Origin of the sequence: Lysinibacillus sp. NPDC097279, assembly GCF_044761745.1 — a bacterium.
Taxonomy (GTDB): domain Bacteria; phylum Bacillota; class Bacilli; order Bacillales_A; family Planococcaceae; genus Lysinibacillus.
In genome coordinates this window covers 44,043-57,441 of record NZ_JBIWDA010000007.1, presented here as the reverse complement: position 1 = coordinate 57,441, position 13,399 = coordinate 44,043, and the positions used below count along the sequence as shown (strand labels likewise).

General features: G+C 32.5%; 8 protein-coding genes and 1 riboswitch. Of the genes, 1 reads left to right on the top strand and 7 read right to left on the bottom strand.

Features of this window, described 5'->3' with window-relative positions:
- Positions 1-46: 46 nt before the first annotated feature.
- Entirely contained in the window at positions 47-1,129 is a 1,083-nt protein-coding gene (locus ACIQ1H_RS20190) for a response regulator transcription factor (RefSeq protein ID WP_402891382.1), read from the bottom strand.
- A 162-nt stretch (positions 1,130-1,291) separates the two neighbouring features.
- On the opposite strand from ACIQ1H_RS20190, the gene ACIQ1H_RS20185 reads away from it, so the two are divergent.
- Entirely contained in the window at positions 1,292-2,185 is an 894-nt protein-coding gene (locus ACIQ1H_RS20185; RefSeq protein WP_402891379.1) for a 3-hydroxyacyl-CoA dehydrogenase, read from the top strand.
- Positions 2,186-2,512: 327 nt separating this feature from the next.
- Here the strand turns inward: ACIQ1H_RS20185 and ACIQ1H_RS20180 are convergent, their stop codons facing one another.
- From ACIQ1H_RS20180 to ACIQ1H_RS20155, 6 genes are all read right to left on the bottom strand, one after another.
- A complete protein-coding gene (locus ACIQ1H_RS20180; protein WP_402891377.1) occupies positions 2,513-3,856 on the bottom strand; it encodes an APC family permease in 1,344 nt (447 codons plus the stop codon).
- A gap of 13 nt (positions 3,857-3,869) precedes the next feature.
- Positions 3,870-4,586 (bottom strand): cysteine hydrolase family protein, encoded by a 717-nt coding sequence (locus tag ACIQ1H_RS20175; protein WP_173479634.1) that lies wholly within the window; start codon positions 4,584-4,586, stop codon positions 3,870-3,872.
- 153 nt (positions 4,587-4,739) lie between these two features.
- Positions 4,740-4,924, bottom strand: a riboswitch (Lysine riboswitch).
- A gap of 321 nt (positions 4,925-5,245) precedes the next feature.
- Complete coding sequence (locus ACIQ1H_RS20170) at positions 5,246-6,454, bottom strand: MFS transporter (RefSeq protein WP_402891374.1); 1,209 nt, start codon at positions 6,452-6,454, stop codon at positions 5,246-5,248.
- An 891-nt stretch (positions 6,455-7,345) separates the two neighbouring features.
- Positions 7,346-11,476, bottom strand: a complete 4,131-nt coding sequence (locus ACIQ1H_RS20165) for an NACHT domain-containing protein (RefSeq protein ID WP_402891371.1) — start codon at positions 11,474-11,476, stop codon at positions 7,346-7,348.
- Between the two features lie 409 nt (positions 11,477-11,885).
- Entirely contained in the window at positions 11,886-12,653 is a 768-nt protein-coding gene (locus tag ACIQ1H_RS20160; RefSeq protein ID WP_402891369.1) for an HNH endonuclease, read from the bottom strand.
- A gap of 20 nt (positions 12,654-12,673) precedes the next feature.
- A complete protein-coding gene (locus ACIQ1H_RS20155) occupies positions 12,674-13,399 on the bottom strand; it encodes a hypothetical protein (RefSeq protein ID WP_402891367.1) in 726 nt (241 codons plus the stop codon).

Sequence of the window (13,399 nt, the reverse complement as noted above, 5' to 3'; positions counted from 1 at the left end):
ACGAATCCTCTGTCATAGGATTCGTCCTTTCGTTTAAAGCTTTCATTTATTCTAAAACTGCCATTCGAAAAGCCGTCGCAATGATTTGTGTACGGTTTTTTGCATTAAATACCGTTTGTAGCTTTTGTATATAATCACGAATTGTGTACTCACTAACAACGAGAAGCTCTGCCATTTCTTTATTACTAAATCCTTCTGCTAATAAAAATAGCACTGCTAAGTCTTTATCCGTTAGCTTTAAGTCATGCAATAGACGCTGTGTACTGCGTGTCCGTGAAAAATAACAGCCTAATAAGTTCCCTGCTTCCTCTAGTAGTAGCATTTCTTCTTCACTATAGGAAAAGGGCATGCCACATTGGTCAAACGTTAACCAACCAAATAATTGTCCATTTTGCTGTATTGGAATAAAAATAATCGTAGATATATTCAATAATTCAATTGCAATAGCATTTATATATGGTGCTGGTTGCTCTAAAAAGAGTGGTTTCTTAATAGCAAAAACAGGCTCATCTTCCAGCTTGCCTTTTAGCATTTGTACTTTGTGTAGCTCAGAGCCATATACACCTGAAAATTCATTGAGCCAAGGATTATAGCTATGAAAAGTAACTCGTTGATAGCCGAAGTTCTCCTGTGCTTTCGATAAAATCGTTGGCATATGATCTACTCCATCTAATTGAATAAGCAATTTACTAAAGTGCTGTAGCTTAAGCAAACTCTCTATATTCATATCAGCCTTTATCGGAGACTGTACTACTTTGCTGTTTATAAGACGTAATACATCAAGGACTTTTTCATGATACATTAACATTTCATCTGTATATGGATGCTTAATTTGGACAAGTACATCTTTAGTAGCGGAATAAGACAATGAAGGAAATGTTGTAAGCAATTTTTCTGGTAAAAGTCGACTATGCATTGTCGCCCAGTTAATTAGCTCCTCCCGCTGGATCGTTTTATTTTTTAACTGACCATTTAAAAACGTCAGCCAAGAACGATACCAATAACCAATTTGAATAATTTCTTGCTCACTTAACTCTTTTCTAGACTGCAAATGCTTATTCCACGCATAGGCAATATCTTGATGATGAATTTTATGAAACAATACATATTGAAAGTTTATTTTAGTCATAGCACACCTACATTTACATGTTTAATTAAAAATTATATACCCTCAGTTACAGGTATCTTGCGTTTACTCTATCATTTACACTCTATAAGGAACAACTTTATTTTGTTATTTCGTTCAACTATTTATATAAGGGTATTCGAATCAAGAAATGAGGTATTAAATATGGGATTTAAAAAAATATTAGTTGCAGGTAGCGGTGTATTAGGAAGTCAAATTGCCTTTCAAACTGCATTTTCTGGATATGAAGTGCATGTATATGACATTAACGCTGATGCTATTGCATCAGCGCAACAGCGCATGGAATCGTTATCGAACACATACGGAGAATATTTTAACGATACGGCTCGTGCAGCTAAAGCGTTAACAAGCTTTTCGTTTTACACAGATTTAGCACAGGCAGTATCTGATGTAGATTTAGTAATTGAAGCTGTACCAGAACGTATTGAAATTAAACAATCATTTTATACGCAATTAGCAAAAGTAGCACCAGCAAAAACGGTTTTCGCATCCAATTCTTCAACACTGCTACCTAGTCAGTTTGCTCAATTTACAGGACGACCTGAGAAGTTTTTAGCATTACATTTTGCAAATACAATTTGGAAAAACAATACAGCCGAAATAATGGGACATGCTGGTACTGATCCACAGTACACTGAACAAGTCGTTGAATTTGCACGTACAATTGGCATGATTCCATTCCATTTAAAGAAAGAACAACCAGGCTATATTTTAAATACATTATCTGTTCCCTTTTTAAGTGCTGGGATGGGGCTTTGGGCAAATGATATTGCAGACCCACATACAATTGATAAAAACTGGATGATTTCAACAGGCTCACCACTAGGTCCTTTCGGCTTTTTAGATATAGTTGGCATGGAGACACCATATAACTTAAATATGATGAAAGCGGAAATAGATCCAATGGCAAAAATCATAGCGGAAAAAATTAAAGCAGAGTATATTGATTTAGGGAAAATGGGTGCTTCTTCAGGGGAAGGTTTTTATAAATATCCGAATCCAGCGTATTTGGATAAAGACTTCCTTAAACAAAATTAATTCGGGACAAAAGAGAAAAAGTGTTAGATTGCCTACATCAATCTAACACTTTTTTCTGCGCTGTTGTTGTCCGCTTCGGCGGTGCTTTCCAGCGGGCACACCGTAAGCCGCAACCCTCGCTAGCGCGCGGAATGCCCGCGTCTTACATTGTGTGCTGTTCCCACAGGAGTCACGCCTACACTACCAACAACTAGTGTCAGCTTCTACTTTTTTATTTATTGCAAAAGAAAGAATAAGCAGCAAAGGTATCATTCTTTTTCATAGCGAAATAATGCCATCAATCGAACTCTTTTTGTTGCGCTGTTGTTGTCCGCTTGCGAAGGTATTTTATAAATCCGAAAAAGTGGGTGGTTTCTTCTTGAATCCTTTCGTCGTAATGAAAGCATAAATAAAACCGATTGCTAGCCACAAAAAGCCTATCTTCAATGTCATCGGTGATAAATTAATAAATAAGTAGAAACAAATACCGAATCCTAACCCTGGAATTAATAAGTATCGAATTATTTTCTTTTCTTTTTTTCGGAAGAAGTAATATACGATTACTGATAAGTTCACAAACATAAATCCTGTCAGGCCACCAAAGTTCATTAATTCTGCTACGAAATTCGCTGATAAAAACAGCGCTCCTAAAACACTAATGACACACATTAATAAAATATTGTATATTGGTGTTTGATATTTTGGATGTAAATGTGTGAAAAACTTTTTGGAAAGTACCTCATCACGCCCCATACTGAACATTAAACGAGATGCACTTGCTTGACCTGTTAAACCAGCTGTTATTGTCGATACAATAATCGCAACGGTATAAAGCGTTGCAAGAACGGCACCACCTGCTTTTTCCGCTATATCAAATAGAGCCGTATCAGCTGAGCTAAAGTTTGTCACATCAGGCCATACGAGCTGTGCTACATAAGCTTGTCCAATAAAAATAAGTCCTCCAATTAAACAAGCTAAAATAGCTGCCTTCCAAATATCATCTTTTGGATTAACTGCCTCTTCTGAAAGTGTTGTAATCGAATCAAACCCTAAAAACGAAAAGCAGGCCATTGCTGCACCAGAAATAATGGCAGACATAACGAATTTTTCATCGTTGAAGAATGGTACAACAGAAAAGAGCGACGTACTACTTTCCCCACCAACAATTGTCTTCACACAAAAAATTACGAAAATAACGACTACAATTCCCATAAATATAACGAGGATTTGATTTGTTTTTGCAGCGATACCAATCCCTAGAATATTTACAGTCGTAATAATACCTGCAATTAATAAGACCCATACCCAATACGGAACAGATGGTATTAATGCATTCGCATATGAGGCACCAACCATAAATACAATAAGGGGCACTAAAACATAGTCCATAAACATTGCCCACCCTGCAAAAAAGCCTAAATGTGGATTAATTGCACGTTGCGTATATGTATAAGTGGATCCTCCATTTGGAAAAACAGCAGCCATTCGGCCATAACTATAGGCAGAAAACATCATGGCAACCATCGCAATCAAGTAAGCTAATGGCAACATGCCACCTGTAGACTCTGCTGCAAAGCCATAAATATAAGCTGGCGCAATCGGTGTCATAAAAGCAATACCATATATGACTAAATCTTTTAATGTTAAAACACGTTTTAACTGTGGTGTATGATCATTGGCTGTTTGACTCATAGTCTATTTCCTCTCACACATTCACTGGATTGCTTTTTGCTAGTTCTTCCGTTACTAAATCAATTACTTCATCAGTGCTCATCACTTGGCAATAAATTTGATTCATAATCATAATTTCTGCATCATGAAGCTGTTGCGTTGCAGCTGCACATGCATCTTCAACTAAAATAACTTCAAAGCCTGCATCAGCTAAGCTGCGAACGGTTGAAGCAACACATTGGTCCGTTACAACACCTGTACAAACTACTGTTTCAATGCCCATATTGCGCAGTAAAAATTCATAATTCGTTCCACTTAATACGCTATCTGTCGTTTTATTAACTACAATTTCATCATCAAGTGGCTTTAACTCCTCCACCATCTCCGCTCCAGGATCACCGATTGGCAATAAAATATTGTTCCAACCTGGACGGCGTTGTACTGGAGAACGATCTCGTCCATCTTTATGATGGCAAGCAATACGACCAAATGTTACTTCTAATTTATTTGTACGGAAAAACTCTAAAAGCTTTTTATTGTTCGGAATTGTTAAAGTGTCGATACGATTAAAGAAGTATTCCCATTGTTCAAACATGCCCTTTTCTCTTGCAACTTGTGCATCTAATCCATCTCGGCTAATAAACTGATGTTGCATGTCTACGATTAGTAATGCTGTTTTATCTGGGTTCACGTTTATTTTTTGACCGTCAGTCGGTAAAAATTCATAATATAATGTTGATGTATTTTCCATAATAATTCCTCCAAATTCCCTCTATTTCCGATATGTTATAGGTAAATAAAAAGACAGATTCTTTGTGCAAAAGAATCTGTCTAACACAAAAATGATCTACTCATTTAGAAACTAAAAATGAATCGACCATTTAAAATTCCCACTGTTTGTCTAAACAGAGATAGCACAACTTCATAAACACGAATGTTTACGAAGACAGTCCTGCAGCTATTCGCTACAGACCCAGCATATGATGGCGAGAACTCACCATACACTTCGGCGACATTTCCTTCTACCTAATCTCTTCGTCTTCTCGGACTCCATTAGGTACTGTTAACTGTCGCGCCTCTACCTCACTATCGGAAAAGTGAGGTTTATTTAATTGTTTGAAATAATTATATTATTGCATTTTTTCTATGTCAACGATAAATTTACTATATTTCATAAGATTTGTTGTGCCTCATTATAAAAAAATGACAAATAAAACGCTTTCATACAATAATGAAATGAAATAAATATAACAATAATCGAATAATAATTTTATAGCAATTTATTCTTCCGAGTTCCTGCTCTTTCAGTTTGATGGATAAAGCTTCAAAGCAATTCCTGTTTTATAAAAGTCTTATAAAAAAACCACCAATTAAAACGCAAAGGCATTTTAATTGATGGTTAAATCAATGTTATATAGTTTCGCTTACATTCGCTATATTCTCTTTTTTGAGCATTAACATCACAATAAAGGAAATACAATATAAGCCTGCTAAGTAGAGCATCGCAACTTTCATATCATAACTTTGTAAAATATAGCCGACAAGGATAGGTGAAAAACCGCCTATCGCTCGTCCAAAGTTAAAGATTGTGTTTGTTGCCGTACTTCGAATTTGAACGGGATATAGACTACCAATCAACGCTCCATATCCAGCGAACATGCCATTTGAGAAGAATCCAACAATTGCGCCACCAATTAGAACACCCACACTACCAGTAGCATAAGAGTATAAGAATACAGCGCATGCTGAGGCAATAAGGAACACACCAAAGGCACGCTTTGCGCCAAATCGGTCTAAAAATAGTCCAAAGGTTAACATACCAACAATCATGCCTACTGCTGTACTAATTGTCCAAATGGCAGAGCTTGAAACAGATAAACCTTGCGACTGTTGCAGCATCGATGGTAACCAAATCATTAATCCGTTATAACCTGCAATTTGAACTGTTGCCATTATAATTAGTGAAATTGTTGTAATCGCTGTTCGTGGCGTTTCAAACAATTGTACCAACTTACCCTTTTCAGCTTTCTTACTAGCCTTTTTATTTTTCTGAGCGGCAAGCCACTCAGGAGATTCGTCTAAATTTTTTCTTACGATAAAGGCAAAAATAACAGGTACTACTCCAACAAAGAATAATGCTCTCCATCCTAAAGTAGGAAGAATGATTGCACTTAGTAATGCTGCTAAAATAACGCCATACTGCGCACCTACACTGACATAGGAAGATGCACGCCCTTGTTTATTTTTCGGCCATGCTTCTGCAACTAGCGCCATACCAATACCGTATTCTCCCCCAGCACCTATTCCTGCAATAAATCTAAATAGATACACTTGTTCAATGCTTGTAGCTAATCCTGTTAAAGCCGTACCAATGGCAAACAAGAGGACGGTATACGTAAAGACCTTTACCCTGCCATACTTATCTGCTAAAACGCCGAAAACAATTCCTCCTAATAGCATCCCTACATTCGTGATAGAAGAAATAAGTCCTCCCGTTGCTAAATCAATGTTAAATTCCGCAATAATCATTGTCATCGCAAAGGAGATAAACATGATGTCCATACCCTCTAATGTTAAACCAGCTACCGATGCGACCACGGTTTTTTTTCGATAATCCATTCTACTCTCCTCCAGTATGTTCTAGATGAAATAAATCTCTTTTATTTACGAATGAATGGATGTATCTATATAAATATAACGTTTCCATTCTCCTTTTAAGCCTCACGGGACTTCCTTTAAAAGAGGTACGTTAGTTGTGTAATCACAGCTAAAATGCAAAATAAATGCCCTTTCGTCAGATTGGACAAAAGGGCATGAATAAACAAAGATATTATAAAAATAATAACTTAAAACATCATATAGCCCTTCTCAGCCTCTCTGGACCGTATTAAAGGTAAATTATTTCAAAAGCTATCTTAGCAAAGTTATCTATATTTTCATACAAGAAAATTTTGGTAAAAACAGCTTGAAGGCTTTTCTAGTATGGCTTTAAGCTTATATAAAAAAATTTTAAACAGTTGCTCACACGGAAAAAACAACTCGTCAGTTCAAAAAAAAGAACGAATTTTCTCCTCGAAAATTCGTTCTTTTACATTATGCTAATTCCAACCAAGCAACCGCCTCACAATGCGTGGAGTGTATGTGGCAACATAAGGGATGTTGGTGGGTTTACAATAATGGCTAGGTTCCTATTTCAGTGGGATCTAGCCTATTTTCATTATAAACATTTGCTAAATTAACATAAGTTCGCAAGACATATAAAGGACTTAATTCGTAACTCTCCTTCAAAAAACTAATTGCATCTCGATAATTCTTTATTCTTAAAACAAAATTATCAAATACAAAATCATCATTATCCTTATATTCCTTCATTATACTTAGCAACTTGTTGAATTTGTTCAAATTTTGTATAAGAAATCTGCTGCAAGATAGCTCTAACTGCTTTAACCTTATCCATTTGGAAATAGACATTAAAACATTTCAAAAAACGTTAAGAAGTATAATAAAAGGCTAGTAAACGAATAGGTTGACATCATTAACTAAGCTCTTAAATAAGTTTAAACACATATTTTTGTCTCCTAATACTTCATATACTTTCATCAATTCTAAATAACTATCATGTCCACCACCTTCATTTATAAGGTAATTTACCATTTGCTGTTTTGAATTTCCATTATCTAAAGCTGCAACTATCCCCAAATATAAGTATTTACTGTTTTTCTTTAGATGGGTCATATCCGGATATCTATTTTCACGCATATGATTAATTAATATATCAATACCACCAAAAAATTCTAAGGATATACTAACCAAACATTCATAATGTTCAAGGGCATCCACACAATACTTAGAATCAAAATCAGCGAAAAATTGTTCCACTTTTTTTTCAGAATCCAACTCATTAATAATTTTCATTAAGTCCATTTTTTCTGAGTTAGATAAAGTTAGAGTCGTATTATATTCTGCTTCTTTTTTCTCATCTACATCTATCGGTTTCGAAAATTGTTCACATAATCTGCTATAACTCTGAAACTCTGGTGAATATAACTCTCTTCCCCAACCTGCATAATCAAGCCTATCTATCTCATTTCGAATATTTTCAAAAACCTCGACTTGTTCTCTTTTACTATAAAAATCTGATAAGGCTAAAGCTAAGTATACTTGTATTTTTCCATAAAAATAGGAAAAGTTTGTTGTTTGATTATAATTATCGAAATAAGAATCAAAATTCATGATACATTCTTCAACTTCTGTTAAAGGTAATCCTAAATCAACCATTGTCACTGCAACTTCACGATGTAACTCATTACTTAACTTTTCAAACTTGATTAACTTTTTATAACAATAGAATGCGATTTCAAAATTAGTTCTAATCAATACTTTAATTAACATCTCAGATACACTATTGGCTACATTGTTATTATTTAATGTAAGAGCTATATCTATTAGTTTATCAATGTATACATATGCCTGTTCTTTTGAAATCCAATGATTTTGAAGTAAAATCTCAAAGGATCCAATAAGTATCTCATCAGCTAAAGTATCTTTTCTGGAATTCATCCTCATAATCCCATGATCGACACCGCTTAATAAAAATTCATAGCTTTTATCTTCATCAAAATCAGATAACAAATAGGATAATATGAACATAGATTCGCTTGTACTCGAGTAATCTATATCTTTGTAATTTTCTTCAGATGTTAACCCTAATAACTCAAAAGCACTAAATAATTCCCTATACTTTTTACAATTGGTTTTCTTTATTTGGAAAAAAATCACTTGAATATTTTCTATTTTCTTATGATTGAGGTAATTAATACAACCCTTAACCGATTTTATATTTTCCTCATTAAATACAAATGCGTTACCAAGTAGCAAACGAGCATAATATCCAACAATTGAATTTTTATAAAGAGTAGAGGAGGAGAATAATTTTACCATTTTAGCTAAAGAACCAGTTCCATCTAACAATAAAACATACATTTTATAAAAATCGTTGTATGTCATTAAACTTCTATGCAAAATAATTTCCATGCTTTTATTGTTTCTATTTGGCAATGATAAAAATGCAATAACATTATGATGGTTTTTCCAAAATACAGAACTTTCTATTCTTCCTAATTCGGTTACATATTTTTCAATACAATTAATTTCTTCATCCGTTAAATCTTCACCTACATATTTTTTAAACCCGTATAATAAGGCCTGATTTAAACCTTCAGTAGGATTTAAAGAGCTAACTCTTTTTGTGATTTCATTTTTCAAATCTGGATGTTGGTGAATTAACGCTAAACACTCAGGTTCACAAATGGAAATTAGATAGGCTCCCAATTGGTATTCATTGAAGTCTTTTATAAATGACACAAATTCATTTGGGTGTTTCGTAGTTAAAATATACGTTAATGACTTCATAACAGTTAATTTCATTGGGGGGTTTTCTCTCATAAAATCCTCTGCAAATAAATCACGTGCATTCTCGGATAGCATTTTTTTATAATCATCTATGTTTCTTTGTATTATAACAATATCAATATAAAACTTATTTCTCCAAAATTCATTTGCAGATTTTTCATCTGTGTAATTGAGATTATATTTAACTTCAATAATTATCTGCATAATTTCTTCATATTTCGCAACAAAAAGTTTTACAGTTTCCCTCTTATTTTGTTTATGTAGCTCGACTATACTTCTAAGATAGATATTTAAAAAATAATCAATTTCTGTATCTTTAAATCTGGCTTTGGTTTTTAAACTTTGCAATTTCTCTATAATCTTATTTGGCAACCCTAATAGATAGTCTCTAAACATAAGATTATTATCATTTATGATAACTTCAAATACCTCGTTTTTCTGGCTAGTTAAAGCGTATGGTAAGTAGTCTGACCATTTATAATTAGGATCATCAGCTCCCCAATTTCTGTTGTTACCCAAGTAAACATCATATAATCCTAAACTTTGAGATAAAACTATATTATTTGTTTTATTAGCTTTATTTTTCAAATATGGGATTAACATTTTATAGAAAAAGTCATTATTTGTTAACAAATACTTTTCACGGAGAAAATTGCTATCATCCTCCATTTTCTCAACAATACTTAGCATAAGAAAGTATTCAGAATACCTTCTATGCTTATAGGTATATGATTGTACTGTGTTAGTCCCGTAGACATCAAAGTAATTCTCTGCCATGAAATCAATTATCCTATTTATTTCTTGATAATCACATCTTGGTAATAGCTCTAAAAATAATGAATATATTTCCTCATATTTAATACTGATAATTTGATGTTCAAAACTATATAAAGATATTTGCTTATTTAATTCAATGATAGTCTCTATTTTGGGATTTGGTAGATTTAATTCATATAGATATTTTGTATGAGCTATATTATTTAAAGTCTCATTAATATGGATTTCTATTAAGTCTGTTATATAACTATCTCGGTTGATTTTATCAATTTCTTTCCATAATATTGATAATGTCAAAGTATCTTGAATGCTTTCAAAAAATGTTGGATTAGATTTTTCAAGTGTACTAAGCAGCTTCTGTTTTTCACTTACACCTTTACTTGAAAAATACATTTGTATTTGTTTCTTTGACAAGCCAACTATTTGATGTTCAACAATATTTTTATAACCCATTTTCAATTTGAATTTATTTGGACTTGCTAATCTTGAAGAAATAATTATTGATTTAGTTGATACTTTGTCCGCTAACTCAAAAATATATGACAATGTTGTATCAATTCTAAGATCTGATACTTCATCTAAACCATCAAACAGGTAGATAAACTTGGTACCTCGACCCCTAATTCTATAATCATTCTGTCGGTTACGAATTATATTTTCTAAATTGTCTAGGGAAACAATATTTAAATTTACGTACATCGTCATAGCCTCAATTTTATCTATAACAGCTATTTTTTCCGCTTCACTACTTTTATCATTCCCTGTATAAAGTTGTAATAATTTATTCATACATACACTTTTCCCTGATCCGGGACTACCTGATAATAAATGTATTTTATTTTTACTTTTTAGAATTTCTTTAGAGTAATCAGTGATTGATTTTCTTTTCTCCTCTACCTGTAGCTCTAATTCTATAAATTCTTTCGATAAAAGAAGAGTATTTGATCTAATGTTCTTACTATCTAAAATAAATCCTAACTTATCGGGCTCACCAAAGAAGAGATGAGCTAAATCTAAATTCTTAGGTTTATTTAAAACTGATTCGAAATGATTTGTGATAAACCACTCCACCGTCACACCTTTTTTTGCACATAGATCTACAATTTTTTGAGCACCCTTACTACTTGATTGAATTTTACAATTTAAAAAGATGACTATATGATTTAATTGATTTTTTTCTTGTTCTTCGTTAGTAAATGTTTTAAGTGCTTTACTTATCGACTTTTCAATATTACTATAATTTGCTCTTTCAAAGAATTTAGCTTGGAAGCCATAATACTTTCCATCAGAATATAAAATAGGCATAGTTTCAAGACCCACTTGATTAAAATCAGCAATAATTCCTTCTGTTTGTCCAAATCTTCTGCAAAAAATGTGATAACATAGCAATTCAAAAGCAGTTGTATAATCTTTATTCTTTACTTTAAAGACATCCCAATTAATTTCTATCAAATTAATTCTCCTTTGATGAATATTACGTCTTTTTTAAATTTGACGGTCTAATTCTTTATCGTGAAAAAGGAATAAATATTTTCAAGTTCAACTCTCCCTTTTCCCATTTCATATATAAATAACTAATAAAGTCATACACCTCAACAGTGTCTTCCTCCTGTATATAGTCATGTTTAATCTGTCTTAACTTCTTCTGTATACGTTTTTGTAAAAAGCATTACTTTATAATCTAAATAAAAATCCGAAAACCTTTTGCGAGGTTTCCGAATAAGAATTTCAGAATTGTTTCTGAATCGTGTGTGTACGTTGTATATTATAAAAGCTCCAACCACGTAACCGCTTCACAAAGTGGTCAGTGCTGATAGTGAACAATATATTTTAAGATGATGTAGTAGTATCCTTGAAATCTTTAGTTCTTAAATTTTTTCTTAAATGAAGATAGATCTGTAGGACGTCCAAAATCCTTAAAACATTTCAACACTATCTTCCCATGTTTCCCTAAATCCCAATTATGTTCATATGCCTTTTGAGTTATTACATCCATATTACTATTTAAATCATCTAAACCAAAACCGGTTTCTACATATAGTGAAATTTCTTCTCGGAAACTTAAAAAGTTGTTGTCTAATAAAGCCTTGATAATTATCAAATTATCCCCACCTTTTTTAGAGATTTTAGGAATATTAAACTTACCAAGATCATATCTTCCAAAAAGGTAAAACATCATATTTTGTTCTGATGTTGTTAGATCAAAAAACTCTTCAATTGATTCTTTAAACAACTCATAATATGTTCCAAAACTTAATTTATTGTAAACTCTAACTAAATCACTTTCTTTTAGTTGGTCTTTAAATAAGAAAACTTCTCTAAATCTAACCTCTTCTTCATGCTGCTCTTTTAATTCAAGTAAAAATTCAACTGTATATACCATACCATTACCTTTTTTATCGATTAGAACATGATGATTTGGGCATAACAATATCAAATTTCCATAACTATCTACTTCTTGTTTACTCAGCGTACTATCGTGTCTTTCACTTCCTGGCTCTTTACCCTTAATGTGACATTCTTGGCCTATAACATCTTCGTTATCTGAAATTAACTGGGTTTTACACATAGCACATTTATTACCTGAACGACTCCATAATTTTTTTCTAGTAGGATCAGTGATTCCCATTAAAAGTTCCTCCTTGAATTCTATTTATATTGCCTTTTCTGAATTTTCATAGAAGTTTCAGGTATTTTTATATCTAATTTAAATGGACGAGTGCCTGCCTCATTAAAAACTATTTGAACATCTTTATTTCCACTCAAAATCTCATAATCTTTAATAATGTAATTATAAATTTCTTTATAATTTTCTAAGCTATGAAAACAACTATGATAAAGACTTAATAACCAATGTCCTTCATACTTATTGAATTTTGCTATATAAATTGGATTAAAATTATTTAAATACCGTTCCAACTCTTCTTTCGGCCAAAACTCTTTAATATTTTCAAGATGCGCATTTAAAAGAGATTCAGGTTCATGTAGCCCCCAGTTTCTAGAGTTATTCATTTCATTAAGCATTTCTGATAATTCATTTGGTATTTCTCCAATTAATTGTTTAACTTCTATATTGCGTTTCACAAGCTTTCTCTTAAATTTATTATAGGACATCGAATCATTTTGCATATCCCCAAGTAAATTTAATATTTTGGTTTCAACAAATTGAGTTTTATCTCTATAATCCTCGTATAAAGTTGCTTCAATCTCAAGCTTCGGATTTTCCAATAAACCTTTATTATTTACTAAATTCTCCATTTCATTAATATACTTTTTTAATGATTTAAAATGCTTATTTAAGCCTACAATAATTTGTCTTAAATAAATTAAATAATCATTTTTCGAGACTACTCTAAATTGCTTATAATTATTCAT